The sequence below is a fragment of the Agrobacterium tumefaciens genome (assembly GCF_017726655.1).
Lineage (GTDB): Bacteria > Pseudomonadota > Alphaproteobacteria > Rhizobiales > Rhizobiaceae > Agrobacterium > Agrobacterium tumefaciens_B.
Map to the genome: position 1 here is coordinate 929,835 of NZ_CP072309.1, position 25,505 is coordinate 955,339.

Below are 25,505 nucleotides of genomic sequence, written 5' to 3' on the forward strand. Positions count from 1 at the left end.
GCGATCTCCTTGAGCGGCATGCCCAGTGACATTTAGGCCACGTCTCAGCAGGCTCAAACCGAGCAAGCGGGTGGGGCCTGGGGGCTTCGACGGACCAAACGACCCGGACCGAGCAAGGAAGATGATAGCGCTTTCCACCACACGCCGGGGCTAACGGACGGGAAACCCTTCCCGCTCAAGGCCCACCGCATTGGTTCTGGCGTCAGGTCGCGATCACCTGATTGTCTATAGAGTCGTTCCCAGCGATCCGCAGCGCCCAGACACTTTGCCAGTCCGCCGATATGCCAGGTGAGATTGGGCACCAGGCTCGCAAACGGAGCCGGTGCCGAGGTCGGAATAAAGCCGTATGCATCATCTTCGATGAGTGGAAGCCGATGATGGATCAGTACTTCGGCGATCTCCATGCGGCGTACTTGAGAGATCGTTATTATTGTCGGATTCTGGACGGTGGGGTTCAAATAAAGCGCCTTTGGCTGGTGCAGGTGAATGGCGGCGTCCAGTTTGTCGGGAAGAATGCCCGCACCATCCATCGGCAAGCCAACCAGTTGCAGCCCCATACGCGCCGCAAATGCCCGCAAACCGGGATAGGTAATCGCTTCACACAGGATAACGTCGCCCTGACGCGTCATCGTCGACATTGTCGAATGTGCTCCAGGGGTGATAGCGATACGCTCGAGGCTCGGAACCATTCCTCTCTTGGAGAGCCACAGAAACACCACCAGCTTAGGGGAAGATTCCTCGATTATAGCCACCGTCCGCTCCGCCAAGTTTATGCGCAAAGTGCAACGCAGGAAGCTTCGCAGCCCATATGTCCGAGGCGCAAAAATTCCGCGTCATCATTTCGGTTGAGCGGCGATGCTGGCCTCATGTCGACACTCAAGCACTGATGCCGCCCTCGACGAGAATCGCCTTCCCAACAAGGCGAACTTCACCGGGCCCTGAGAGAAAGGCGCCGCGCTCAGTTCGGCGCAATCCAGGGCGCGGATATTTTTCGAACGGAGTCACCACGCCGTTTTGCGTTTTCCCCCGGCGTCACGACGCTCTGGTAGCTGCTGTTGAGCGGATGCTGTGAGACCAGAAAGCGGGGAGGCAACGATCTCAGGTCGCAAATCCTCACCCGCGCTTTGGCTACGGCTGAACGCTAAGGCCAGACTGCTCGAGACCGCTTCCGCTTTCCCCAGAGACCGAAACACATCTCATTCGCCGGTCGTCATGACCGAACACAAGTTGCTTTACCCAAGCTTCCCGTATCCTACCGGCCGATCTTGTCGAGGAATTGATACCATCCGGCGACAAGCCGGACGGCGGGTTCTCGCAGGCTATAAAAAGGGACGGGTTTCAGCGGCGTTCCGGTCAGAAGGCCAAGATCAGGGCGACCGCCGACGACCAGTTCTGCGACATACTTTCCCATTAATGAGGCTGTGGTCACACCTGAACCGTTGTATCCCATCGCATAGACCGTGCGCTCATCTAGCCGACCCACATGAGGAATGCTATCGAGTGTCATGGCGACCAGGCCCGACCACCGATGCGTGATATCCACGCCGTCGAGTTCGGGGAACTGCTTGATCATAGCGGTCCTAAGAGCCTCAAACGCGGATTTGCTGTCGGTCTTGCCGAAAGCACCGCGACCGCCATAAATGAGCCGATCGCCGCTTTTGCGGAACCAGCGCATCATGCGGCGGGTCTCGCTGTAGCTGCGGTCCGTGGCAAGCAACGTCGCGGCCGGTGTTCCGGTCAACGGCTTCGTCGCAATCATGGCCGAACGAAACGGTATAACCGATTTACGGACGCCCGCGGTCGCCCCCGTGAGATCAGAATAAGCATTCGTAGCGATGACAACAGTCGAAACGGTGATCTCGGCGTTGGGGGTCTCGACAACCACAAGCTTGCCGTTCCGCCGCCACCTTAGCACAGGCTCACCTTCTGCAATCGTGATACCTTCTTTTTTCAAACCCTGTGCGAAACCCAGAACAAAGTTCAACGGGTGGATGGTGCCTCCATGCTGGTTCAGCATGCCGCCGGCAAATCCGCGAGAACCTGTCTCCTCGAAAACCCGCTCCGGGCCGACGATCGTGCAGGACGTGTCGCCCAGGGCGTCCTTGAGCCACTGGACGTCTCGTTTGAGGTTGTCGAGCGCCAGCGTATTGTGGGCACAACGCATCGCGCCATTCGACCGATAATCACAGGAAATCGAGTAGTCATCGACAAGCTCACCAATATGATCGGCCGCCTCGTCGCCTAGCTGATGCATTCTTCGTGCCACCTCGATTCCGAAGCGGTGCGCCATATCCGCAAAGGACAGCCGAAATTTTCCCGCAACGACACCGCCATTACGGCCACTTGCGCCCCAGCCGATCCTGTTCGCCTCTAGTACGATGCAAGACAGGCCCTTCCGCGCCAGATAACGAGCGGACGAGAGCCCGGTATAACCGCCACCCACGATGGCCACATCGAATTGGCAAGTCCGGGACACCCTGTCAAACACAGGTCGCGCATTGGCAGTCTCCTGCCACAATGAAACAATATCGCTTTGTGGAAACTCGTAAGACATCTTTACCTCATGACGGTTTGACAAAACGGCGCCACCAGGCGCTGGCTTAGGTCGTTGGCCCATCCGCATCGGCGGTCCGGCTCGAAGCAGCGTTTGCGGGCTGGGCCGGCGTGTAGAGCGACCACAGAATCTGCGATTTATCCGAACTGGAAGGATTTCTGTACCGATGACCGCGCACGCTCGCGAAGCGGAAGCTGTCCCCCTCCCCCAAGGTCCAGACGTGGCCGTCAACGTCGAGTTCGAATTGGCCAGACAAAACCAGGCCGGCCTCCTCGCCGGAATGACTAAGATAGTTCTCGCCGGAATTCCCCTCCGGTTCCAACGTCATCAGATACATGTTCAGTACAAAAGCGCTGTCGGGGCGGGTGAGGATTTCCTTGTCGACGCCCGTGCGCCAGAAATCGAGATGCTTGCGCTCAGCTCTGCGCATCACCACGTTTTCCGCAGCACTCCTCACATCCTTGTCGAACAGCGCATACAGGCCCACGCCAAGGGAGTCCGCGATAGCCACGAGCGCACGCAGCGAAGGCGACGAAAGCCCGCGTTCGATCTGGCTGAGATGCCCCACCGAGAATCCGGTTTTCGCCGCCAGTTCCGTCAAAGACAAGCTTCGGTCGTTGCGCATTGCGCGAATTCTCTTGCCCATGGCTTCATCCGCCGCGTGACGTTCGACTGCAGCGTTGTTTTGCAGTACCGAAGCGTTCCATTCTTCCATTCCGTTCTCCGTTTTCACTTGGAACCTTCATCAACGTGAAAAAAAGCATTGCAGTTTGCCAATATCACTTCTAGGCTAATTTTCACGAGAATGAAAGTTAATTTCACTCTCGGGGCAGAAGATGGTTCAAATAATCCAGAGGGAAATCACATGTCCAAACGCACGACTATGATATTGGCAGGTTGCATATCTGCCGTCATGGCGCTCTACGGAACTCTTGCCGCCGCCGAGACCCTGCGCGTCGGCTCCACGCCTACCAGCGTCCCGTTCACTTTCCTCAACCCGAAGACCAACAAGGTCGAGGGCGTGATGTCCGATGTCATCGCGGAAATTGCCAAGGAGGCTGGTTTCGAGATCGACGTTCAGGCAATGCCATTCTCATCGCTTATCCCGGCCTTGACGGCGAATAAGATCGATATCATCGCCGCCGCCATGTTTGCGACGCCCGCACGCGCCGAGATCGCGGATTTCACCGACACCGTCTACAGCTATGGCGAAACCCTGTTCGTCTCCAAGACAGACACCACTGCGTACAAGACTTTCGCCGACCTTAAGGGCGAAGCCGTTGGGGCACAGATTGGAACGGTCTATGTGAACGGACTGAAAGAGAAGGGCGAATTCTCCGAGGTGAAGGCCTACGATTCCATCCCGGATATCATGGCGGACGTGAATGCCGGGCGGATCAAGGCGGGCTTTGGCGACTACCCGGTCGTTGCCTATCAGTTGGCTAACGGCAATTTCGGCAACACCCAGATCGTGAAGACCTATGAGCCGAGCATGGTTGGCTCGATCTCCCTTGCCACACGCAAGGGAAATCCGGAGCTTGTCGCAAAAATGAACAAGGCGCTTGAAGCCATCAAGTCGGACGGACGGCTTGATGCCATCCTGAAGAAATGGGGTCTGCTTTAAGAAGTGTCGGCGCGGCTGCCCGCCGCGTCAACTCCCCTTGTACGGTCATCGGAGGCCTCAAGACCATGAAACAGTTCCTAAACGACGCAGTTGAGTTTCTGCCCATCCTGCTTCAGGGTGTTGGCCTGACGGTTCTCGTGACGGTCGGAGCCCTGATTCTTTCGACTGCCCTCGGGCTGTTCTGGGCGGCGCTGCGCATCTCAGGCATTCCCGCGCTCGACATCTTCGCCCGCACGATGATCAATATAATCCGCGGCGTCCCCATCATCGTGCAGCTTTTCTACATCTATTTTGTGCTGCCGGAGTTCGGAATAGCGCTGACTGCGGTCCAGGCCGCCATCATTGGACTGGGGGTCGCCTATTCGGCCTATCAGGCCGAGAACTTCCGCTCCGGCATAGAGGCAATCGATGCGGGGCAGGCAGAAGCAGCACAATCAATCGGCATGGGCTGGTTGTTGACGATGCGAAGGGTCATTCTGCCGCAGGCTATAAAGGTCGCCCTTCCCCCTTACGGCAACACGATCGTCATGCTGGTCAAGGACAGTTCGCAGGCGTCCACCATCACCGTGGCGGAGTTGGCGCTGCAAGGCAAACTCGTCGCGGCAGCCACGTTCAAAAATACGAGCGTGTTCTCGATGGTCGCGCTCCTTTATCTCGCCATGTGCATCCCGTTGATGCTCGCAGTTGGCCACTTCGAACGGAAAATGCGAAAGGGCAGCAGATGATCGAACTGAAAGACGTGCACAAAAGCTACGGCACGGTAGAAGTCATCAAGGGCATCTCCACAACCGTGGCAAAGGGCGAGGTTGTCTGCCTGATCGGCCCCTCGGGCTCGGGGAAATCCACAATCCTTCGATGTGTCAACGGACTGGAGCACTATCAGAAGGGTTCGATCCTGTTCGAAGGAACGAAGGTCGATGCGAGAAACAAATCAGTCGTCGGCATCCGCACCCATCTATCCATGGTGTTTCAGCGTTTCAACCTTTTCCCACACCGGACCGCCCTGGAGAACGTGATCGAAGGGCCTGTTTATGTCAAAGGCGTGCCGAAAGCGGAGGCGCTCGACAAAGGCCGTCAATTGCTGGAACGGGTAGGGCTCTCGCACCGTGCAGATGCCTATCCCGGCGAATTGTCCGGCGGCCAGCAGCAGCGCGTTGCAATCGCGCGTGCACTGGCGATGGAGCCGAAGGCAATCCTGTTCGACGAGCCGACATCGGCCCTGGATCCTGAACTGGTCGGCGAGGTGCTTGCTGTGATGCGCCAACTTGCCGAGCAACACATGACCATGATCGTCGTCACGCACGAAATGGGCTTTGCGAAAGACGTGGCCGATCGCGTTTTATTCCTCGACGGAGGCGTCGTCGCGGAAGAAGGGCCGGCGAAGGACTTGCTGACATCGCCTCAAAACCCGCGTACACAAGACTTTCTAAGACGCGTTATCGAACACGTGTGACAGGGAAAAGGGACGCCAGGCCACTCTGCTTGGATCCGCCATCCACCCGCAACCAGTCATCATCATGCCGCCAGCCACGTGCGCCGGGGCCTGCCTATAGATATACTGGACAGCCAGCGCGCCGCGCATCTTCAAACCGTCCGGCGCTCAGACGGGCATTGCGGCCCGTCTGTCAGCGTGCTCACGCGACGGCTACAGGCCCACGGCGGCAGCCAGTCCGCCGATATCTTTGATCTCGGTATATTCGTAGAAGGGATTAGCCGGCTCGTGGCCGCGGTTGACCCAAACCTTGCTCTTGATGCCGAGATCGTAGGCGGTCATCAGGTCATAGCGGAATGACGAAGACACATGCGTGATGTCTTCAGGCCCGCATCCAAGCTTGTCGAGCATGTATTCGAAGCCCTTCATCAAAGGCTTGTACGCCCCAACCTCTTCGGCGGTGATGACCATATGGATGGGCGCGCCGAGCTTCTCGACATTCGACATGATCAGGTTGTTCATGGAGTTCGACAGGATGACAAGCGGAATTTCCTTGGCAACACGGGACAGTCCGGCGGGAACGTCGGGGTGCGGACCCCATGTCGGCACTTCATCATAGATGCGTTGCGCATCCTCGGGCTTGAAAGGAATGCCGAGACGTTTGCAGCTGCGTTCGATCGAGTTATGCACCACTTCGACAAAGGGCTTCCATGCCCCTAGTACCTCATCCAGTCGATACCCTCTGAAAGCCTCGACAAAGGCCGCCATCGCTTGCGGAGAGAGCCGCTCGCCGTAGACGCGCCGTGCAGCGCCGGCCATATCGAAGTTGGTGAGAGTGCCGTAGCAATCGAAGGTGACGTATTTCGGTCGAAATAGGGTCATGGCGGGTATTCTTTCCAAATTGAGCGCCCCTAGGGCCTTTCTAGGTCATCCTGGAGAACGTGCCGCCCGTCCGATGGAGACAGGCTCCAAACCGCATGCCGTAGTCCAGCGTGTTGCAACAACACTTGTACAGCCTTCGCACAACGGCACATAATTGTCCAACAATTTTTTTGGCTGCTTTTGCTTCGCACGGTCACGGCACGTTACAACGCCCTCACCCAGCACGCGTGGGTATCCCGCCAATTGGAATAAAACGCACCGCCTCTTAAAATTGTTGTACAACAATTGCGATTTGTATTACTACCAGCCGCAGCTGCCCGTTCCCGCGGCAGGACCAGCGAGAGGTGGAGATGGATCAGAAGCACAGGAATATGCCGGCTCGCGGCCCGGAGCTTTTCGAAACCTGTCACCCGGTCTCGGCGGCGGAAGCCGAGGAAATTGCCAGCCGCCTCTACGGCGTACATGGCTCGATGACACGCTTCGAGACGGAAAAGGACGACACTTTCCTACTTGAAGGCGGGGACGGGGAAAGATTTGTCCTTAAAATTGCTCACCCCAGTGAGCGGCTGGATGAACTTGAATTCCAGGTCGCACTGACGCGTCATCTCGAAGAACAGGCTCCGGACCTGCCGGTCCCTCGTGCCATTCGCGACCTGAGCGGCGCGGATCTGCCCATTATCGTGACGAAGGAAGGAGAGCGGCGCGCGGTGCGCCTCATCACGTTTCTCCCGGGAACGCCCCTTGACCGGACAACGTCCACGGCCCCGCAGCGCGAACGGATTGGTGAAATCCTGGCGAAGCTTCGTCAAGCCATGTCCGGTTTCTCGCATCCCGCGGATGGTCGGACAGTGGCTTGGGACGTCACGCATCTTCTTGATCTTTCCGATCTCCTGAGGTTTCTCCCTCCTGGCGACAAACGAACCTGGACAGTCCGGGCCCTGGAACGTTTTGCCGACGTCAAACCGCAGCTCGACCTGTGCCGGCGACAGGTGCTTCACAACGATTTCAATACATCGAACCTAGTCGTTGATCATGACAATCCGCAGTTCCTGACCGGCGTCATCGACTTTGGCGACGCAGTTCGCACCGCCATCGCCGTGGACGTCTCAACGGCGTTGATGAACCAGATGCCGAAAACCTTCGACTATCGGGACCGGCATGACCTCTTTGACGAACCGCGCGACGTTCTCCGAGGCTATCTGCGCCACGCCGAACTGACGGATGAGGAATTACGGCTGATCCCGTTCCTGTCGATGGGACGCCTTGCGGTGCGCGCGCTGCTGACCTGCTGGCGCGCGGAGATTTTCCCCGAAAACAGGCGCTACATTCTGCGCAACACCGAAGCCGGTTGGGCGCACCTTGAGTGGTTCCACTCGATCTCCACCGAACAGATCTCTCTTCTTCTGAAACGATAGGAACAGCAATGTCCGATCAAGCAACTCGCCTCCCAAAGGGCTTCCGCGGTGACATGCCGAATGGCTTCAACCCTCAGGATACGTCTCATCTCACTAGTGAGGAACGGCAGCATATAGCCCGGCGTCAAAGACTTCTTGGACCCGCCTACCGCCTCTTCTACAGGTCGCCCGTCGAGATTTCCCGCGGGAGGGGTGTCTTTCTCTATGACAAGCATGGCGTCGAATATCTCGACGCCTACAACAATGTCGTGTCGCTGGGCCACTCTCACCCGCGCGTCGTCGAGGCAATCCAGAAGCAACTGGAACTGCTCTGCACCCACACGCGCTACATGCAAGAACCCCTGCTGGACTATGCGGAAGCCTTGCTTGGTACGTTCAGCGGTGAACTCGGCAAAACCGGATGCGCCATGTTCACCTGCACCGGCTCAGAAGCCAATGATCTTGCCTTGCGTATCGCACGCTATCACACCCGCAAGACCGGCGTGATCGTCACAGCAGAAGCCTATCACGGCAACAGCGGCGCGGTTGCTGCAATTTCTCCGTCTCTCGGCAAGAAGTCACCCTTGGACCCGTATCTTCGGACCGTTCCAGCGCCTGACTCCTACCGCATACCCGTCGCTGAAATAGGCCGGCGAATGGCAGAAGACGTCTCTCGGCAGATAGCCGATCTCGAGCGTCATGGGGGCGGATTGGCGGCCTTCATTGCCGACTCGGTTTTCTCCTCCGATGGTCTTTACGTCAATCCGACGGATGTATTGGCGCCGGTGGCCGACGTCGTACGCAAGGCGGGCGGCCTTTTCATTGCCGACGAGGTACAGTCAGGGTTCGGACGGACCGGCACGCATCTTTGGGGGCACCAGCGCCACAAGGTCGATCCGGATATCGTAACATTGGGCAAGCCCATGGGGAATGGCTATCCCGTTGCCGGTGTCGTCCTGCGGTCTGAACTCGTCGCGGAATTCGGATCGGGCATGCGCTACTTCAACACGTTTGGCGGCAACTCCGTCGCGATCGCCGCCGCAAGCGCTGTGTTGGAAACAATCCGCGACGAGGGTCTTCTGGACAACGCGGCCAAGATCGGGAGCGAAATCCTCGACGGGCTGCAGGACCTCCAGGCGAAATATGAATTTGTCGGAGATGTTCGCGGGGCTGGCCTCTACTTTGCGGTGGAACTCGTCAAGGATAGAGAGAAGAAGACACCCGATATGGACCGTGCGCTGGCAGCCATCAATGCATTGCGCGACCAGCGCATCCTCATTTCCGCCACGGGAGCAGACGCCCATATCCTTAAGATAAGACCCCCACTCATCTTCACGTCGTCGAATGCGGCGCGTCTTCTGGAGGGTATCGACGTGGCACTTCGGTCCGTGCAGACTTAGGATGCGTCCCGATGTGACGGCTGGATATCAGCATTATCTCTCTTGCCCTGTACCATTACATGTGTCGTAGGTAAGGGGTAGAATCCAACGAGCAGTGTCAGTTCCATGCCGTGGCAGCATATCAAAACCCGGACCCAAGACAGTGTGAAGAATGTCGAGATCTCACCCGCTAGCGCGGTGGAGCACCTGACGCACGCCTTGCGACAGCGCATCCTGACGGGAAGCTATCGCCCGGGCGAATTCCTCCGTGACGTAAAGATGTGCGAGGAGCATTCAACCTCTCGGCACACATTCCGTACGGCAGCCCAGGTACTGGTGACGCAGGGCCTGCTCCGACAGATACCAAACCGGGGCTTCGTGGTTCCCGAGTTCGGCCCCGACGATATTGTCGATATCACCCGGGTGCGCGGTGCGATCGAGGGTGAGGCGATCCGATTGATTGTCCTAACCGGAGTTGTTCCCCCTCTCGCGCTGGAGGCAATCGATGTAATGCGCAGGTCGACACTCGCCTCCGACAGATCCCTGCTGGTTGCCGCGGACCGCGACTTCCATCGCGCGATCATTGCCGCCAGCGGTAGCGCTCGCCTGAAGCGAACCTATTCAGATCTCGAGGGGGAAATCGAGCTTCTCCTCGGACAGCGTCAGGATTTCTACGGAACCGCTGAGGAAATGGCGGAGGAGCACGAGCGCCTGATCAGCAGCCTTAGAAGCCGCCACTATGATACCGCGCGGGAAGCGTTTCAGGAGCACTGGCAAGATCTCCAGACGAAACTGCTCGTCAACCGTTAGCTGTTGCCCCTTGGAGATCGCAGGCATTCGAGCGGAGCAGCCCTCCTGTTCGTCAAAGAGTTTATGGCAAACGATCCGTGAACTGGCGGCGCACCATTGAGCCGTCGCATCATCATATTTGTGTTAGGCATGCCCTGCCTTTCCGATGTCGTTAGCGGGCGATCGACAGACTCCGCTCGAGAAGTTTCAAAGCTTTCAGAGCGACGACATTCATGGCGAGGTAAAGGGCGGCAGTGAGGATGAAGATGTCCATGATTGCGAAGGTCTCGCTCATCAGACGTTTTGCATATCCGGTGATTTCCAGGACCGTGATCGTCGAAGCCAGGCTCGATTCCTTGGCAATGATGGCGGCCTCGCTGCTGTAGGCGGGCAGCGCCTGACGCAAAGCTAAGGGAAATTTGACCCGCATAAAAACTTGCCAGGGAGACATGCCGCAGGCTTCGGCGGCCTCGATCAGACCTTTGGGCAAAGACAGGAACCCTGTTCGGAAGATCTCCGCGGTATAGGCGCCCGTCTTGAGCACCACGGCAAGGATAGCGGCATTCAATCCGTCGCCCATCAGCCAGGATGCCACGATTGACCGGCCATCGAGGTCCGCGCTTCCGGAAATGCCTCCCGGACCCATGCGGTCAAAGTCCCTCGTCCGGGATAGCCAAGCGCTCTCATCGTCGCGGAGATGCAACGATCATAGGTGCGAAAGTGCTCAAGTGCCGCTTGTCTCTGAGCCTCTGAATATTTGGGTGCTCGCGCTACCGGCTGAATACGCAGGTCGAGATGCTGTACGTATTCGCGATACCAACCCCTCAACGCATTCTTGGTGGGATATCCCAGCTGGTAAATGGTCGCGTTAAGTCGCTTCCCAAGCCGGATATAGCGCTCAACCGCTCGAAGTCTGTCTGCGTAGTAATACATGAACTACCTCCTTGGTGGTCCAAGTTTTCGTCCGCACCCCCTCCGGCTCAGTTCCGCGTGGAAACCAACACAATGACTTTTTCGGTCGCCGGATTGGTGACGGCGAACCTCTCGCTCGCCAGCGCTGGTGTCCATCAGCCATTGATGAAAATTGGCCCATCCTGTTGTTTTCGACAAGATGCTGGTCAGGAGCGGTCATCGCATGAATTTGTTTGCACGCTAGGGGCCGAGGCGACAAGCTAGCTCAATGACTGGTTTGCGACAGCGTACATACGAGCTGGTGCCATACGCCTCGGTAAATTGCCTCGAACCATCGACGCGACCTCACTGACGAGGAACAGGCCGAGGCTTTGCAGAAAAGGGCTCAACCCATCGTCGGCGTAGACGTCGATTCGCACGAACTGCCTGCCGATCTTGGCCAGATGCGCGCAGATAAGGTACTTCGCATCGTCAGCGTTGTTGGCAGCGACGGGTCCAATGACATGGCCGCGACCAAACTTGCGGGCAATGGCATAGCCAAGCAGGTTTTCATCTCGCGCTATCACCAGCGTATCACCGATTGCGGCAAGCGCTGTGACGACGTGCCTTCGCTGCATACCGATTGCGCGTTCATCGAAGGCAAGAATGGCATCGAGGTCGTTTTTAGTTGCAGGACGGATCCCGCTTTCAGCCTCGACATTAGGCGCACCCTTCAACACACCTTGATGTTGCTGGATCTTGCCCCACGGCGCAAAACCTCTTCGCTCGTAAAGAGGCAAACCTTCTGCTGTCGCATTGAGAAGTATGGTTCGCCCCTGCGCTGCATCCAGAAGGGCGTTGAAAAGCCGTGAGCCTTGGCCCATGCCTTGAACCTTGGCCGTCACGATAATCATGCCGGCCGTCGCATGTTCCGCCCCGTAATTCCACCAGAGCGCCGTGCCGACAACCTCGCTAGCGCGCTCCAGCACCAGCCCCTCACCGAGACCGGCGGCAAATTGCCAGTCCTCCAGGCGGTATGGCCAGGAAAACTCCTGAGACAGTTTCAGCGCACCTTCGAGATGCCTCGCTTCCAGTCGGGCGAGCCGGATGTCGCTCCCGTCTGTGAAAGGAACACGATGATCGTTCGTCATATCTTGACGTCTCTGTTTTTGTAAAGGCTTCAGCGTTCGAGCCAACATGGAGGAAGAAAGCGAAGCTCAGCAGCTATATTGGCTAGCGATATGAGTTATTCTTGTCGTTTTTCATCCCCTCCTTAGCATCCGGCCCGACAGATCCATCATTAGGACATCGGTGTCGCTGGGTGCCGATTGACGCATTCGCCCGTGCAAGAGACCGATTTCGGAAGAGAGTATTGATCCGCCCATGGCGCATGATGAAGTGCGACTTCGCGACCACGAAGAGGCACCTCAAAGCAAGAAAACGACGGCTTTTGGACCACGTCCATTTTCTCATGGCGAGCGTTCAGGGCGGCACGGGCCGTCCTGAACGCTCGTACCTGATCAGGAAACTGTCACGTAGATTTTCCGGACCGTTTCGATCGTCTTCCAGACGCCGACATAGCCCGGCTTCATGACAAAGCTGTCGCCAGCCTTGTAAACAACTGGCTCCCTGCCGTTTTCGGTCAACTCGATAACACCCTGAAGGATGTGGCAGAATTCAAAGCTTTCACCTTTGATAGAATGGGTTTCACCGGGCGTTGCCTCCCAGACGCCAGTATCGACCTTGTCGTCCTTGGAGCTGTCCTGCGCCCAGGTCTTGAAGGTTGGGTTGCCGGAGACCAGCCGCTCTTGCGTCGGCGTCGAATGCCTCGGCTCAGATGTTGGATTAGGATCGATTGTTTTCAAAAGTGACATGTAAATCTCCGGTAATGTGAAAATATTGGATTACGAGACGAAACGCCTCGCTGCCGATCAAAGCGTTTCCTTGCGACTACCAGCTCACGGCGACGTACTTGGTCTCGAGATATTCCAGCATGCCGTGATGGCTTCCCTCACGGCCGAGCCCGCTCTGCTTTGCGCCACCGAACGGCGCCGCAGCGTCTGAAACAACCCCTCGGTTGATGCCAACCATGCCACTTTCGAGATGCCCGGCGACAGCGAGGGCGCGCTTCAGATTTCCGCTAAACACATAGGAAACCAGCCCGTATTCGGTGTTGTTTGCCAATCTTACGACATCGTCTTCCGTTTCGAACTGGATGACTGGCGCTACAGGGCCAAAAATTTCCTCGGAAAGCATATCTGCATCTGCCGGTACGTTGGAAAGGACCGTCGGGGGGTAGTAGAAACCTTTACCATTCAGCCTGTTACCGCCGGTCATGATGGAAGCACCCTTGGCAAGAGCGTCATCGACCAGACGCGCGACCTTTTCGACTGCGGCACGTGTGATAAGCGGTCCAAGCTGGGTACCCGCCTCCAAGCCGGGGCCGACCGTGAGAGCGCTCATTTCCTCGGAAAGTCGCCGGGTAAAGTCGGCCGCAATTCCCTTTTGCACATAGAAGCGGTTGGCAGCCGTACATGCTTCGCCACCATTTCGCATTTTGGCGATCATTGCGCCCGCAACAGCGGCTTCCAGGTCGGCATCATCGAAAACAATGAAAGGTGCGTTGCCGCCCAACTCCATCGAACAGCTGATTACCTGATCTGCCGCCTCTCGCAGAAGGGTTCTGCCAACACCCGTCGAACCAGTGAAGGAGAGCTTGCGCACGCGCTCATCATGCAACATTGCGCTGACCACCGGCCCTGCATTCCTTGTCGTAACGATATTTATCACCCCCGCAGGAACGCCAGCCTGCTTCATGATCTCTCCGATTGCCAGCGCGGTCAAAGGGGTCTCAGCAGCCGGCTTGAGGATGCAGGTGCAACCCGCAGCCAGGGCTGGCGCCATTTTTCGCGTGGCCATGGCTGCTGGAAAGTTCCAGGGTGTGACCAGGACCGCGATACCGATCGGCTCATGGCTGACGATGATATGATTGGTGCCCGACGGAGCGGGGCCAAACTCGCCGGATGACCTCACGGCTTCCTCGGCATACCATCTGAAGAACTCGGCGGCGTAAGTGACCTCGGACTTTGCGTCCGCAAGAGCCTTGCCGTTCTCTATGGTGATCAGTTTTGCCAACCATTCCGCATGTTCAAGCATGAGGTGGAAGCATTTCATCAAGATATCCGAGCGCTGCCGCGCAGATGTCGATTTCCAGGCTCTGGATGCAGCGTGCGCCGCATCGACAGCTGCTATTGCGTCCTGAATCTGGCCGTCGCAAACCGCGGCGATGACACCTCCCGTAGAAGGATCAACCACATCGAACGTCTGGCCATTTGCTGCGGAGACCCATTCACCGCCGACAAACAGCTGGGTGGGCGCACGGCTGGCGACGGTCTCGACGTAGAGATCGGCACCGGGATTTATTTCGTCTGTAGGTTTGATTTTCACACGCGACATGGCTGGTCACCGACAATGATTGACATGAAATCAATATTGGATTGGTAACGCTATTGGTGTCAATGGAGACCAATTTGGTTGCGATATAAATTTTAGCACGCGGACAAATTTATATGCACTCCCAACGGGAACCGGCGAAAAACCCGGGGGCAAAAAAGGACCGCGCCGCCCAACGCTGATGCTTTTTCAGGCACTCATGCGCGGGCGCAACCGAAACCCGATCAATGTCGCCAACCAAGTGCGCGATTCTCCTGAGCGCCGCCTCGTCGTTTTCAACTCGGCCCGAGCGTGTTTGTGCGTGCATCGACGATATGGTCGTACATGTTCGTTTCTGCTTCTTTGCTATTCCGATCCTTGATCGCATCGAGGATCGCCACATGCTTGGCCGTATAGCCCGCGATACGTTCCGGGCTGAGTGACTGTTCCTTCATTTTGCCCCAAAGCTTGCCCGATCTGACGGCGTGAATACTCTCATAGAGAGACTCCAGCAGCCCGTTTCGGGAACACTGAACAATGATTCGGTGAAAAACAGCATCCCATTTCTCGAATTCCGCGTGGGTTTGCGCGGTCCTCGTCCGGTCAATCGACTTCTGCAATTCATCGATTTCCTGCCGCGTCGCCCTAAAAGCCGCCAGACCTGCGATCCGGGGCTCCAGAATGAGCCGTGCTTCGAAAACCTCGGCGGGATAGGTCCGTAATCCGTCAATCGCGCCGGCAAGAGGACGGCGCAGTGCAGACGAACTCACGCCATTGCCGGCAATGTACGTACCTCTTCCGACATGCCGGATAAGTCGCCCATCATTTTCCAGCTCTGCAAGCATCCGGCGCAACGCCGTTCGTGGAATGCCCAGCTTGACCGCCAGGTCCCGCTCCGGGGGTAGTCGATCTCCAGGCTCAAGACCTTCGGCTTCGATGAAGTCTTTCAACACCACAGTCATTGCTTCTCACAAAATATTTTAACAACCAAATTGATCGGGATTGACACCAATCTCAAAGACCAATCCTATATTGGGCAAGAAAAGAATGCAAATTGGTTTAGTGCGACCCGTGATCGGGAAATGGGAGGTGCGATGCAGTACAGCTTCCAGGAAGGCGTCGATAAAGGGGACAGTCAAACAGTGACCCAATGCGCTGACGAACCGTAGACCGATTGAAGAGAGGTATCCCATGCCCGCAACACTTGAACCTGCGACATTAGACGAAACGGTGCTTTCGGTGCGCGGTTTGACTGTGGCTTTGCCAAAGGGCATGGAGCGAGCGCATGCCGTTGAAGACATATCGTTCGATCTTCAGCGAGGTCAAATACTCTGTATCATCGGAGAATCCGGCTCTGGCAAGTCTGTGACCGCAAACACAATCATGGGTCTCCTGCCCAAGGTATTCCAGGTTTCATCAGGTTCTATACACCTTGAAGACACCTCCCTGGTTGGCGCCTCGCTCAAAGCGCTCCAGGATATGCGCGGCAGAGCCGTATCGATGATCTTCCAGGATCCGCTCTCTGCTCTGAACCCGTTAATGACGGTGGGCGATCAGATCATCGAGGCTATGGCGGCCCATGGCGTGGGCAGCAAGGCATCCCGGCGCGAGCGGGTAATCGAGCTTCTGAATGAGGTCGGTTTGCCCGATCCGCAGCTCATGTACTTTCAGTATCCGTTTCGATTGTCCGGTGGCCAGCGTCAGCGTGTGATGATTGCAATGGCCCTCGCGCTTGAGCCGAAAGTTCTCATAGCAGATGAACCGACAACAGCACTTGATGTCACAACACAAGCTCAGATCCTTAAGCTCATCAAGGACATTCAACGCCGCAAGGGCATGAGCGTGATGTTCATCACCCATGATTTCGGTGTGGTGGCGGAAATCGCAGATAGTGTCGTTGTAATGGAGAAGGGACGGATCGTTGAACAGGGAAGCGCCGAACAGGTTCTGAAATCGCCTGCTCATCCCTACACAAAGCGCCTGATTGCGGCCGTGCCGCGCCTGACGGGCGAAGATCGAAATGCTGGTGCCAGCGTCAGCAAAACCACCATTTTGAAAATCGAAGGCTTGGTGAAGACCTATCGGAGCGGCAGCCCGCTGTTCGGCAGCCAGCGTATCGTGCCGGCCGTCGCCGACGTTTCGTTTGACCTGATACAGGGGCGCACTCTCGGTATTGTTGGGGAGAGCGGCTCTGGAAAATCGTCCGTCGGGAAGCTGCTCATCAAGCTGCAGGACAGCGACAGCGGTCGGATCCTGTTTGAAGGTAACGACATTGCCAAGCTTTCCGAGGCAAGCTTTCGGCCGCTGCGGCCCCACATCCAGATGATCTTCCAGGACCCTTTCGCTTCGCTCAATCCACGCTCGACGATAGGGCAAATTCTGACCGTAGGACCAGTTGCCCACGGCTCATCGTACAAACGGGCGAGCACAGAAGCGCGGCTACTGCTATCCCATGTGGGCCTTGATGCAGGTGCCTTCGACCGTTATCCGCACGAATTTTCTGGTGGTCAGCGCCAACGCGTCGGCATTGCGCGCGCTTTGATGTTCAAACCAAAACTGCTGATTGCCGACGAAGCTGTCTCGGCTCTGGACGTATCCATCCAGGCCCAAATTCTCGAGCTGCTGGACCGGATTCAACGCGAGACGGGCGTCTCCATGATTTTCATCACGCACGATCTGCGCGTGGCAAGTCAGATCTGCGACGAGATTGCCGTGATGCAAAAGGGACGGATCGTCGAACGCGGTCCGCCCTCTCAGATTTTTCTTAACCCGCAATCGGCCTACACGCGCGAGCTGGTCGCCGCAATTCCAGGAGAACGTCCGGCCGCCGTCCGGACGAATGCTGCAAGCCATTAAGCAACGGCGGAAATCGCCAAAAAGGGGAACAATAATGACCGAAGATCTGGCAAATATATCGAGCTTCTCACGCCGCGACGCAATGCGATTTATGGCCGCCGGGGGGCTCGCCACGCTGGTTGCGCCGAACTTGCTCGGCAAGCCGGCCTTTGCTGCGGGGAATGAGAAGAAGCCGGCTGGCCGGGTGGTCGTGGGCCTTTCCCAGGAGCCGACCGTCTTCAATCCACTGATGCCGCATATCGAAGTTGACGACGCGCTGCATTTCTCTCTCTTCGACGCGCTTTTCCGTATCGATCCCAAGGGCGTACTCGTTCCCAACCTCGCCGCCGAAGTGCCAACCGAGGCCAATGGCGGCATTTCAAAGGATGGTCTGGATTGGCGCATTCGCCTGCGTGACGACGTTCGCTGGCACGATGGAACGCCTTTCACCGCCGAGGATGTGAAGTTTACCATTGAACTGATCACCAAGCCGGGCTTCCGCGCCTGGCGCACAGGAGGGCATTCGCTGGTACGCGATATCAAAGTCGTCTCTCCTACGGAATTGACATGGCGGATGGAGAGCGTGTTTGCCCCCTACCTGTCGTTCCTTGCGGAAACATTCATGGTTCCGAAGCACATTCTGGAGAAGGAGGCCGATCCGAACACCGCGGCGTTTAATCAGGCACCTGTTGGCACAGGCGCATTCAAATGGGAAAAACGCACGGCGGGCGACCATATCGAGCTGGTTGCGAACACGGATTATGTCGGTGAGGGTCCGTACATAGAGCGACTGGTCTTCAAATACATTCCCGATATGACAGTCCTCTACACGCAGTTCAAAAGCGGCGATATCGACCTTGTGGACCAGGCCTATATCAACGCCGATCATTACGAAGAAGCCAAGACCCTGCCGGATCGTACCGTCACGCTGGAGCTTGGCGGATCGGTGGAGTCGATCTTTCTCAATCTTGAAAGACCCCAGTTCAAAGATCCGGCAGTGCGTCAGGCTCTCTACGCGGCTATGGATCGTGAAGCCATCATCAACCAGATCTACTACGGTGTCGGCACGCTGACCGAAACCTTTATGCCGCAGCAATCGCGTTACTATAATCCCAACCTGCCCACGCAGAGCTACAATCTCGACAACGCCCGTAAACTGCTTGATGACGCGGGCTGGGTGCCTGGTTCAGATGGGATTCGCGCAAAGGACGGCGTCCGGTTGTCATTCAACAATTCAACGACATCGGGCAATAATCTGCGCGAGCAGGTGCAGCAATTTCTGCAACAGACATTTGCCGAGATCGGTGTCGAGATGAAGATCTCGAACCTGCCACCGGCCGTCATGTTTGGTGATTTCTGGCTTAAATCACAGTTCGACACCGCAATTTCCGCCGTAAGCTACCTCATTGCGGCAGACCCCGACGTGACCAACCGTCTGCACACCAAGGCAATCGTCGCCCAAGGTGGCAAGGGCTCCAACACGGGGCAGTATTCAAATCCCAAGGTCGATGCCTTGCTTGAGAAAGGCACCCGCACATTCGATCCGGAAGCACGCAAGGCCATTTACTTCGAAGTCCAGGAGATTGTCCGTCAGGATTTGCCATTCCTGCCCCTCTTTGCTGCAACCTACGTGGTTGGCCGCAAGGGACGCCTCGACGGCTTCGTGCAGAATTCCAACACCCGCACGGCATCCTGGCACGCTGCCAGCTGGAACTGGAAAGACTGAGCGTCTCCCCCGCCGTCGCATATTGCGGCGGCGGACTATACCTGACGCTACCATGAGGATAGCTGAATGCGCGGATACTTGTTAAATCGGCTTTTCCAGAGCCTTGTCCTCCTTTTGATCGTTTCGGTCATTGGCTTCGTTGTTCTGAACCTTATTCCTGGCGGACCGCTGGCACAATTCGGGCTTGATCCAAGTATGACGCAAGACGACCTAGATCGCCTTAAGGACCAACTCGGACTCAATCGTCCTTTGTGGATCCAGTATTTCGACTGGGCACGGCGCCTGTTACAGGGCGACTGGGGCCACTCCTTCCGCGACGGCGCACCGGTTCTGGATGTGATCTACCGCCATATCTTCGCGACACTGCTTTTAATGGGCTCCTCAACGATCATAGCGATCGCCGTCGGCACCTGGATCGGCATTCGGGGTGCAACACACCGCTATTCGATGTTTGACTATGCCGCGACAATCGGCTCGATGGTGGCGCTTTCCATCCCGACCTTCTGGTTCGGCCTTATCGGCATCTACATCTTCTCGCTAAAACTGGGCTGGCTTCCCGCTGGCAACATGTACACGATCGGCGATGGGTCGGCATTGAACTTCCTCCATCACCTGATCTTGCCAAGCATCGTGCTCGCATTGGTTCATGTCGCCATCTGGAGCCGCTACATGCGCTCCGCAACGCTCGATGTCATCAGCCAGGAGTTCGTTACCACCGCACGCGCCAAAGGATTGAGCGAGCGGCGAATCCTGATGAAACACGTTGTCGGCAATGCCTTGCTGCCCATGATCACGCTTGCGGGCGTTCAATTGCCCAGCGTGCTGACGGGTGCTCTGGTGACCGAAACAGTTTTCACTTGGCCGGGCATGGGCCGGCTCTTCCTGGATAGCCTTGGCTATAGCGACTACCCGGTGGTCATGGGCTTGCTGATGTTCTCCGCCATTCTCGTGATCCTGGGCAATCTCGTTGCTGACGTTGCGGTCGCCATCATCGATCCCCGGATCCGTCTGAGTTAAGTAGCGTCTCGACGCTGAAGAAGGAGTCACGTTGATGACCGCCACAGCTGTAAATCCTGCCGGAGATCATTGGTGGAACAGCCGTACTGCGCGCCGCTTCAGGAGCCACCCTCTCGCCTTGATCGGCTTGGCGCTGATCATCGCCCTGACGGTTGCATGTTTCATCGGGCCATATCTGCTGCCGTATGATAGTCTTTACATCGATTTGCGCGCGCGTTTCGCGCCACCTTTTACCGGAAGCCATTATCTTGGCACGGACCCCTTGGGAAGAGACCTCGCAGCGCGTCTTTTGATGGCAGGGCGGATTTCTCTTCTTGTCGGCTTTTCGGCGATGGTTTTGTCGGTGGTCGTCGGCACCGTCGTCGGCGTGATTGCCGGATATAAGGGCGGCTGGCTGGGAAAGGTGCTCATGCGCGCCGTCGATGGCTTCCTGTCGTTCCCCTCGATCTTCCTGGTGCTGGCCCTTGCGGCAGCATTGAAGCCCAGTCCGGTGATGATCACCGTCGTCATCGCGGTTTCCAGCTGGATGGAAGTGGCGCGAATTGTCGAAGCAGAAGTTCGATCGCTACGCGAACGCGAGTTCGTGCAGGCCGGTCGCATGTTGGGTTTGAGTGGAATGCATATTATGTTCCGGGAAATTCTGCCGAACACGATCGGTCCCATCATCGTTGCCGCGACGTTGACCGTGGCACGTGCGATCCTGATGGAAGCCTATATCAGCTTTCTGGGCTACGGCATTCAGCCGCCATTACCAAGCTGGGGCAACTTGCTGAACGGCGCGCAGCAATATTTGAGCACCGCACCTTGGCTCGCCATCATCCCGGGTGCCGCCATCACGATTGCAGTGACCAGCTTCAACTTCATCGGCGACGGCCTTCGTGACGCCTTCGATGTTCGCGGAGATACTTGAAACCACACATGGTGGCACCAGCGGCTAAACAACGGTGCCGACCACCCGTATCACAGTTCTGGCAGATTGAGGTCTGTCATACATAATGAGAACTATTAGTCGATGAATCGCACACCTATCGCAGAAAAAAATACGCCCTATTGGTGGGAGGAGGCACCGGTCAAGTCAGTGCCACGGCAGCCCTTGGCCAAGGAAACCGACGTCGCGATCCTTGGCGCAGGATATGCGGGGTTGGCAGCTGGCCTCTTTCTGGCCCGCGCCGGTCGCAACGTCATTGCATTCGACGCGATGAATCCAGGCGAAGGCGCATCCACGCGCAACGGTGGCATAACCAGTGGAAGTATCCGCCCAGACTATTCGACCCTTACACGACAATTCGGTGAAGACACTGCGATCGCTGTAGAGGCCGAGGGTAGAATGGCCCGCGAGTTTCTGTATAATTTCATAAGGACGGAAGGCCTGGAATGCGACTTCAAACTGGTCGGCCTTTTCAAAGGCGTCATCGGTCACGACGAGTACGAAAAAACCGCCCGATCTGCTGACGCCCTAGCAAAACGCCTTGGCATCGAAACCTATGCGGTGCCATATGCAGAGCAGCAACAGTACATCGGCACAGATTCCTATCGCGGAGGGATGGTGCGAACTGATATTGGTGGGCTGCATCCGGCAAAGTTCCATGCGGAGTTGCTTCGCATTGCCTTGGCTTCGGGCGTCGGTGTTCATGCAGCCACCCGTGTTATTTCAGTGAGCAAAAGCAGGTCAGGATTTGAGGTTGTTACTGAGGCTGGAACGGTGCGGGCTCGCCAGGTTCTGGCGTGTACGAACGGCTACACAGACAAAGCTCTCCCTTATTTGCGCCGTCGGCTTGTGCCGGTTCGAAGCCGAATCATCGTCACGGAAGAACTGCCGCCAGAACTGATGGCGAGACTCATGCCCAAACAGATGATGATGGGTGAAGGCAAGCAACTTGGCTTCTATTACCGTCCGACACCGGACGGTAAACGCGTTCTTCTCGGGGGACGTGACAGTTCCAGAACAGGCGATCCCGACGCGCCTAAAGTGCTTTTGCGCCGCGGCCTAGTGCATATCTTTCCCGATCTCAAAGATGTTCGCCTCTCGCATAGCTGGTTTGGAAATGTAGCGATGAACCGCGACATGCTGCCCCGCATTTTTGAAAAGGATGGCGTCGTGTATGCAACAGGCTTCTGCGGGTCGGGCGTGGTTTGGGCTCCTTGGATCGGAATGCATGCTGCTTATAGGCTACTAGGCAACAGGGCAGAAACACGCAGCGTTTTCGACTTTCAACCACCTGCATCCGTTCCGTTTTATAATGGAAACCCTTGGTTCATGCCTGCCATAATTCAGGGCTACAGGCTTCAGGACCGCGTTGCGCTCTACCGCGCAAAACGATGAAGTTATCGGCTCTTGCTGCTGGAGCCGCGTTTGTAACTCTCGCTACCCCAATTAGTGGGGTAGCCGACAGGTGGGGCTATGTGGGTCGATGGATTCATCGTCGGTCATTTTGGAATACAGATAATGATGCTCTTTTTGAGTTCGTTTTCACGAACAGCACCACCTCTTCCAATAATCCTGTGAGCTGCGGCATTTTCAACCGGTAATAGACGACAAGCGCCGAAACAAACGAAATCAACCACCACTAACAGCAACCAGGTTGGCGGAACTCGATCGAGCCCGCTGTCCGCGATTCCGCGTTCAACGGACGCGCTCTAGGTGTTCTCTCTCATTAAACGCCGTCCCGACAAGGTCGCAGCCGTAGCCCGTGCGGACAAGATGGTGCGTCCCATTTGGGCGCTGCTCCTCAAGGGTGGAACCTATGAGCCGCCGGTCGAATTGGTGTAAGCGGCAAGCTGAGGCCGTTCAGGCCTTGTAGCTCCACGGCATAAGGGTATGGATTTCGCTGCTAGGCCAGCCGTTTGCAAGGCGCTCGAGCGTCTGCGTCAGCCAGGCCTGGGGATCGACAGAATTCATTTTTGCAGTCTGCAAAAGTGTCGCGATTGTCGCCCATGTCTTGCCGCCGCCGTCGCTGCCGGCGAAGAGACTATTTTTTCTTGTTATCGCCTGAGGTCTGATCGCTCGCTCGACGATGTTGGAGTCGAGCTCGACACGGCCGTCCGTGAGGAAGCGTTCGAAGACGTCACGACGCTTGATCGAGTACCGTAGAGCTTCGGCGAGTTTGGATTTGCCTGATACTCGCGGCAAAGTCGTCTGCCAGAGAGTGAAGAGGTCACGGACTATCGCCGCCGAGCGTTCTTGTCGGGCAGCGACACGCGCCTCAGGGCTTTGACCACGGACGGTATCTTCTATTTCCCAGAGCGTTGCCATTCGCTCGACTGTCTCAGTTGCAACCTTGGAGCTCTTGGCGACATGCAATTCATAGAACTTGCGACGGCTATGGGCCCAGCAGCCAGCCAGAATAACGCCGTCGTTGCCGCCGTCCTTGCGGACGAGTTTGCTGTAGGCCCCGTACCCGTCAACCTGCAGAATCCCGCGATAGCCGCTGAGGTGTCGTGCCACGCAGTCGGTCGCCCGACTGTCTTCGAAGCGATAGGCCACCATGGGCGGGCTGTTGCCTGCGAACGGTCGGTCATCCCTGGCATAGGCCCATAACCAAGCGGTCTTCGCCGACCCGGATCCAGGCGCCAGTGTCGGCAGGGTCGTCTCGTCGGCAAATATTCGTTCCGCCTTCTTGATTTCGTTCAGGATGTAATCGGCGAGGATGTCGAGCTCGAACCCCAGCTTTCCCATCCATTGAGCCATGAGCCTGCGGTCGAGTTCGACCTTGTCGCGGGCGTAGATCGCTTCTTGCCGATAGAGTGGTAGGCCATCGGCATATTTGGAGACGGCGATCTGGGCCAGAAGCGCTTCGGTTGGGATACCCGCCTCGATGATATGTGTCGGGGCCGCAGCCTGGATCACGCCGTCTTCGTTCTTAAAAGCGTATTTGGGACGGCGCGTAACAATGACACGGAACTTCGCTGCAACGACATCCAAGCGTTCGGATATGTCTTCTCCGATCAGGATTTTGGTCTTACCCGCATGCTCCGGCAAGTCTTCCGGCTCGATCACCACCTCGATACGCTCCAGATGCGCCGCAAAGCCCTTGCGTGGCCTCGGTGGACGTTTGCCATCTTTGTTGATGCCACTCGTAACCTTGGCCCTGATCGCCGCAATACCGGTCTCGATCTCCTCAAAGACAAAAGCATGCTGCTCGTCATCAACACTGGCCGCTGCAAGTTTCTCTGAACGCCGCCCGAAGCGCGCGCGGTCAAAAGCTTTCAGGATCTGTGTCAGCCGCTCGATGCGCTCATCGGCATCAGCATTTCGGGCCTCGAGATCATCGACCTGCTTTTCCAAAGCCTCGACGCGAGCGGCCTTTTCGGCCATGGCAAGAACCATGGCCTTGAGTGCCTCTACATCATCCGGGAGCTCTATATCGGGTCGCGTCATGGGTATGATCAGAGCATATTTTGCTGTGATCCGCCCGCAGTTTCAGGTGCATGATTCAATTCGCCGCAGGGGTTTTACCCAACAATCTCGGGCGGCTTGATGGGTGTTGATCGAACGCGTTTCCAGTCCATCCCATCCACCAAAGCCAGAAGCTGGGCATTGTTGAGCTGGACCCGGCTATGTCCGATGCGCGGCCAGCAGAACTGGGCTTTCTCCAGCCGCTTGGCGTAAAGGCAAACGCCCGAGCCATCCCACCATACGATCTTGATACGGTCTGCTCGTTTCGCCCGGAAGACATAAAGAGCTCCGTTGAACGGATCACTGCCAGCATCTCGAACCAGTGATAGCAAGCTGTCAGGTCCCTTACGGAAGTCGATCGGATGGCTCGCCAGAAAGACTTTCACGTTCGACGGGATCATGCCGACCGCACCACTCGGATCACGCGACTGAGGTGTGCTTCATCGGCATCCACCCCCGCCCGGATAATCACGTCGCCGATAACCACCTCGATCACCGCCCGCGCACAAATCGGCCCCAAATCCGCCTCGACAGCCGCAGGCACCGAAGAGCCCCCTTGTTCGGCGCGAGCATCACGACGCCAGCCGAATAATTGTGATGGGTGTATGCCGATGCGACGCGCAATTGCCGAGACACTCGCTCCAGGCTCCATCGCCTCAGCCACCGCTCGCTCCTTGAAATCATCGGACCAACGCCGCCGAAACTGCCGCGGCGCGCCCTCGAAACGTTCCGGAACGGCCTCGATCATATGAAAGTTTCTAGTTCCAGAGATAGGCGCAGACATAGAAGCTCACAGCTGGTGAATAGTCATTACGCAATAGCTGAGCTCGCGCTACTGACGCCAGATGGGGTCAGCTTGCCGCTTACGAATTGGTAACAGCTTGAAGAAGAAAATTTCTGGAGCTACGTCGTTGGGATAAATGGAAGGCGCCGAAGCAGGATGATTCTCAGGGACAATATCTCGACGTCAAGCGGACCGTCTGACTCAGTGCGCTTTTGAGCGCGAGAAATTGATTAGCCGATCGGCATCGCGGAAATCATCGTGGCTAGCGGTTTATGACCGCGTTAACAGGCCGGACATATGACCGCACTGTCCAATGAAAAATCATGCAACAAAGCCTTGCCAACCGGACCGCTCCACATATGAGTCAGAC

The 25,505-nt window shown here is 56.9% G+C and carries 23 protein-coding genes and 2 pseudogenes; 12 read left to right on the forward strand and 13 right to left on the reverse strand.

Going from position 1 to position 25,505, the window contains the following annotated elements:
- Window positions 1-53: 53 nt before the first annotated feature.
- From AT6N2_RS18495 to AT6N2_RS18505, 3 genes are all read right to left on the reverse strand, one after another.
- Window positions 54-638, reverse strand: a complete 585-nt coding sequence (locus tag AT6N2_RS18495) for a hypothetical protein (RefSeq protein ID WP_233282536.1) — start codon at window positions 636-638, stop codon at window positions 54-56.
- A 614-nt stretch (window positions 639-1,252) separates the two neighbouring features.
- Window positions 1,253-2,554: an NAD(P)/FAD-dependent oxidoreductase gene (locus AT6N2_RS18500; protein ID WP_209090663.1), complete on the reverse strand. Its 1,302-nt coding sequence runs from the start codon at window positions 2,552-2,554 to the stop codon at window positions 1,253-1,255.
- A gap of 46 nt (window positions 2,555-2,600) precedes the next feature.
- Complete coding sequence (locus AT6N2_RS18505; protein ID WP_209090665.1) at window positions 2,601-3,269, reverse strand: cupin domain-containing protein; 669 nt, start codon at window positions 3,267-3,269, stop codon at window positions 2,601-2,603.
- A 150-nt stretch (window positions 3,270-3,419) separates the two neighbouring features.
- Here AT6N2_RS18505 and AT6N2_RS18510 point away from each other — a divergent pair, with 150 nt between their 5' ends.
- The 3 genes from AT6N2_RS18510 (at window position 3,420) to AT6N2_RS18520 (ending at window position 5,631) form a co-directional block, all read left to right on the forward strand.
- Window positions 3,420-4,178 carry an ABC transporter substrate-binding protein gene (locus AT6N2_RS18510; protein ID WP_233282537.1) on the forward strand — a complete coding sequence of 253 codons (759 nt, stop codon included), beginning with the start codon at window positions 3,420-3,422 and terminating at the stop codon, window positions 4,176-4,178.
- A gap of 65 nt (window positions 4,179-4,243) precedes the next feature.
- Complete coding sequence (locus tag AT6N2_RS18515; protein WP_209090667.1) at window positions 4,244-4,903, forward strand: amino acid ABC transporter permease; 660 nt, start codon at window positions 4,244-4,246, stop codon at window positions 4,901-4,903.
- A complete protein-coding gene (locus AT6N2_RS18520; protein WP_209090668.1) occupies window positions 4,900-5,631 on the forward strand; it encodes an amino acid ABC transporter ATP-binding protein in 732 nt (243 codons plus the stop codon). The genes AT6N2_RS18515 and AT6N2_RS18520 overlap by 4 nt, the downstream gene beginning before the upstream one ends.
- Before the next feature lie 192 nt (window positions 5,632-5,823).
- On the opposite strand, the gene AT6N2_RS18525 is transcribed toward AT6N2_RS18520, so the two are convergent.
- Window positions 5,824-6,492, reverse strand: coding sequence for a haloacid dehalogenase type II (locus AT6N2_RS18525; RefSeq protein WP_209090670.1), 669 nt, complete (start codon window positions 6,490-6,492; stop codon window positions 5,824-5,826).
- 371 nt (window positions 6,493-6,863) lie between these two features.
- Between AT6N2_RS18525 and AT6N2_RS18530 the strand changes: the two genes are divergently transcribed.
- The 3 genes from AT6N2_RS18530 to AT6N2_RS18540 all read left to right on the forward strand — a co-directional run bounded on the left by AT6N2_RS18530 (window position 6,864) and on the right by AT6N2_RS18540 (window position 10,075).
- Complete coding sequence (locus AT6N2_RS18530) at window positions 6,864-7,907, forward strand: phosphotransferase (protein ID WP_209091903.1); 1,044 nt, start codon at window positions 6,864-6,866, stop codon at window positions 7,905-7,907.
- An 8-nt stretch (window positions 7,908-7,915) separates the two neighbouring features.
- On the forward strand, window positions 7,916-9,286 hold the full coding sequence (locus AT6N2_RS18535; protein WP_209090672.1) for an aspartate aminotransferase family protein: 1,371 nt from the start codon (window positions 7,916-7,918) through the stop codon (window positions 9,284-9,286).
- A gap of 198 nt (window positions 9,287-9,484) precedes the next feature.
- Window positions 9,485-10,075, forward strand: a complete 591-nt coding sequence (locus AT6N2_RS18540; RefSeq protein WP_233282538.1) for a GntR family transcriptional regulator — start codon at window positions 9,485-9,487, stop codon at window positions 10,073-10,075.
- 151 nt (window positions 10,076-10,226) lie between these two features.
- Here the strand turns inward: AT6N2_RS18540 and AT6N2_RS18545 are convergent.
- From AT6N2_RS18545 to AT6N2_RS18570, 6 genes and pseudogenes are all read right to left on the reverse strand, one after another.
- Window positions 10,227-10,640 (reverse strand): annotated as a pseudogene (locus AT6N2_RS18545) (ABC transporter permease subunit); the annotation flags it as partial.
- Window positions 10,637-10,987, reverse strand: a pseudogene (locus tag AT6N2_RS18550) (IS3 family transposase); the annotation flags it as partial. The pseudogenes AT6N2_RS18545 and AT6N2_RS18550, both read right to left, overlap by 4 nt.
- 239 nt (window positions 10,988-11,226) lie before the next feature.
- Window positions 11,227-12,096, reverse strand: coding sequence for a GNAT family N-acetyltransferase (locus tag AT6N2_RS18555; protein WP_209090676.1), 870 nt, complete (start codon window positions 12,094-12,096; stop codon window positions 11,227-11,229).
- Window positions 12,097-12,465: 369 nt separating this feature from the next.
- Window positions 12,466-12,819 carry a cupin domain-containing protein gene (locus tag AT6N2_RS18560; RefSeq protein ID WP_209090678.1) on the reverse strand — a complete coding sequence of 118 codons (354 nt, stop codon included), beginning with the start codon at window positions 12,817-12,819 and terminating at the stop codon, window positions 12,466-12,468.
- 76 nt (window positions 12,820-12,895) lie between these two features.
- Entirely contained in the window at window positions 12,896-14,401 is a 1,506-nt protein-coding gene (locus tag AT6N2_RS18565) for an NAD-dependent succinate-semialdehyde dehydrogenase (protein ID WP_209090680.1), read from the reverse strand.
- Between the two features lie 272 nt (window positions 14,402-14,673).
- The gene (locus AT6N2_RS18570) at window positions 14,674-15,339 is read right to left on the reverse strand and encodes a FadR/GntR family transcriptional regulator (protein WP_209090682.1); all 666 of its coding nucleotides are present in this window, start codon (window positions 15,337-15,339) and stop codon (window positions 14,674-14,676) included.
- 229 nt (window positions 15,340-15,568) lie between these two features.
- Between AT6N2_RS18570 and AT6N2_RS18575 the strand changes: the two genes are divergently transcribed.
- The 6 genes from AT6N2_RS18575 to AT6N2_RS24240 all read left to right on the forward strand — a co-directional run bounded on the left by AT6N2_RS18575 (window position 15,569) and on the right by AT6N2_RS24240 (window position 22,725).
- Window positions 15,569-17,233, forward strand: a complete 1,665-nt coding sequence (locus tag AT6N2_RS18575) for an ABC transporter ATP-binding protein (RefSeq protein WP_209090683.1) — start codon at window positions 15,569-15,571, stop codon at window positions 17,231-17,233.
- A 34-nt stretch (window positions 17,234-17,267) separates the two neighbouring features.
- Window positions 17,268-18,938 (forward strand): peptide ABC transporter substrate-binding protein, encoded by a 1,671-nt coding sequence (locus AT6N2_RS18580; RefSeq protein WP_209090685.1) that lies wholly within the window; start codon window positions 17,268-17,270, stop codon window positions 18,936-18,938.
- Window positions 18,939-19,004: 66 nt separating this feature from the next.
- Entirely contained in the window at window positions 19,005-19,955 is a 951-nt protein-coding gene (locus tag AT6N2_RS18585; protein ID WP_209090687.1) for an ABC transporter permease, read from the forward strand.
- A 34-nt stretch (window positions 19,956-19,989) separates the two neighbouring features.
- On the forward strand, window positions 19,990-20,865 hold the full coding sequence (locus AT6N2_RS18590; protein WP_209090689.1) for an ABC transporter permease: 876 nt from the start codon (window positions 19,990-19,992) through the stop codon (window positions 20,863-20,865).
- 102 nt (window positions 20,866-20,967) lie between these two features.
- Window positions 20,968-22,278, forward strand: a complete 1,311-nt coding sequence (locus tag AT6N2_RS18595) for an NAD(P)/FAD-dependent oxidoreductase (protein WP_209090691.1) — start codon at window positions 20,968-20,970, stop codon at window positions 22,276-22,278.
- 318 nt (window positions 22,279-22,596) lie between these two features.
- On the forward strand, window positions 22,597-22,725 hold the full coding sequence (locus tag AT6N2_RS24240; protein ID WP_425292749.1) for a hypothetical protein: 129 nt from the start codon (window positions 22,597-22,599) through the stop codon (window positions 22,723-22,725).
- An 18-nt stretch (window positions 22,726-22,743) separates the two neighbouring features.
- On the opposite strand, the gene tnpC is transcribed toward AT6N2_RS24240, so the two are convergent.
- From tnpC to AT6N2_RS18610, 3 genes are all read right to left on the reverse strand, one after another.
- A complete protein-coding gene (gene tnpC, locus AT6N2_RS18600) occupies window positions 22,744-24,333 on the reverse strand; it encodes an IS66 family transposase (protein ID WP_080823179.1) in 1,590 nt (529 codons plus the stop codon).
- Between the two features lie 74 nt (window positions 24,334-24,407).
- Window positions 24,408-24,752 carry an IS66 family insertion sequence element accessory protein TnpB gene (tnpB, locus tag AT6N2_RS18605; RefSeq protein ID WP_012478067.1) on the reverse strand — a complete coding sequence of 115 codons (345 nt, stop codon included), beginning with the start codon at window positions 24,750-24,752 and terminating at the stop codon, window positions 24,408-24,410.
- The gene (locus AT6N2_RS18610) at window positions 24,749-25,099 is read right to left on the reverse strand and encodes a transposase (RefSeq protein ID WP_080823178.1); all 351 of its coding nucleotides are present in this window, start codon (window positions 25,097-25,099) and stop codon (window positions 24,749-24,751) included. Before AT6N2_RS18610 ends, tnpB begins: the two co-directional genes overlap by 4 nt.
- Window positions 25,100-25,505: the final 406 nt, after the last annotated feature.

Bases quoted from the DNA above. Each gene is read 5' to 3' on its own strand.
- AT6N2_RS18495 (WP_233282536.1), bottom strand. From the start codon at position 638: ATGTCGACGATGACGCGTCAGGGCGACGTTATCCTGTGTGAAGCGATT.
- AT6N2_RS18500 (WP_209090663.1), bottom strand. From the start codon at position 2,554: ATGTCTTACGAGTTTCCACAAAGCGATATTGTTTCATTGTGGCAGGAG.
- AT6N2_RS18505 (WP_209090665.1), bottom strand. From the start codon at position 3,269: ATGGAAGAATGGAACGCTTCGGTACTGCAAAACAACGCTGCAGTCGAA.
- AT6N2_RS18510 (WP_233282537.1), top strand. From the start codon at position 3,420: ATGTCCAAACGCACGACTATGATATTGGCAGGTTGCATATCTGCCGTC.
- AT6N2_RS18515 (WP_209090667.1), top strand. From the start codon at position 4,244: ATGAAACAGTTCCTAAACGACGCAGTTGAGTTTCTGCCCATCCTGCTT.
- AT6N2_RS18520 (WP_209090668.1), top strand. From the start codon at position 4,900: ATGATCGAACTGAAAGACGTGCACAAAAGCTACGGCACGGTAGAAGTC.
- AT6N2_RS18525 (WP_209090670.1), bottom strand. From the start codon at position 6,492: ATGACCCTATTTCGACCGAAATACGTCACCTTCGATTGCTACGGCACT.
- AT6N2_RS18530 (WP_209091903.1), top strand. From the start codon at position 6,864: ATGCCGGCTCGCGGCCCGGAGCTTTTCGAAACCTGTCACCCGGTCTCG.
- AT6N2_RS18535 (WP_209090672.1), top strand. From the start codon at position 7,916: ATGTCCGATCAAGCAACTCGCCTCCCAAAGGGCTTCCGCGGTGACATG.
- AT6N2_RS18555 (WP_209090676.1), bottom strand. From the start codon at position 12,096: ATGACGAACGATCATCGTGTTCCTTTCACAGACGGGAGCGACATCCGG.
- AT6N2_RS18560 (WP_209090678.1), bottom strand. From the start codon at position 12,819: ATGTCACTTTTGAAAACAATCGATCCTAATCCAACATCTGAGCCGAGG.
- AT6N2_RS18565 (WP_209090680.1), bottom strand. From the start codon at position 14,401: ATGTCGCGTGTGAAAATCAAACCTACAGACGAAATAAATCCCGGTGCC.
- AT6N2_RS18570 (WP_209090682.1), bottom strand. From the start codon at position 15,339: ATGACTGTGGTGTTGAAAGACTTCATCGAAGCCGAAGGTCTTGAGCCT.
- AT6N2_RS18575 (WP_209090683.1), top strand. From the start codon at position 15,569: ATGCCCGCAACACTTGAACCTGCGACATTAGACGAAACGGTGCTTTCG.
- AT6N2_RS18580 (WP_209090685.1), top strand. From the start codon at position 17,268: ATGACCGAAGATCTGGCAAATATATCGAGCTTCTCACGCCGCGACGCA.
- AT6N2_RS18585 (WP_209090687.1), top strand. From the start codon at position 19,005: ATGCGCGGATACTTGTTAAATCGGCTTTTCCAGAGCCTTGTCCTCCTT.
- AT6N2_RS18590 (WP_209090689.1), top strand. From the start codon at position 19,990: ATGACCGCCACAGCTGTAAATCCTGCCGGAGATCATTGGTGGAACAGC.
- AT6N2_RS18595 (WP_209090691.1), top strand. From the start codon at position 20,968: ATGAATCGCACACCTATCGCAGAAAAAAATACGCCCTATTGGTGGGAG.
- tnpC (WP_080823179.1), bottom strand. From the start codon at position 24,333: ATGACGCGACCCGATATAGAGCTCCCGGATGATGTAGAGGCACTCAAG.
- tnpB (WP_012478067.1), bottom strand. From the start codon at position 24,752: ATGATCCCGTCGAACGTGAAAGTCTTTCTGGCGAGCCATCCGATCGAC.
- AT6N2_RS18610 (WP_080823178.1), bottom strand. From the start codon at position 25,099: ATGATCGAGGCCGTTCCGGAACGTTTCGAGGGCGCGCCGCGGCAGTTT.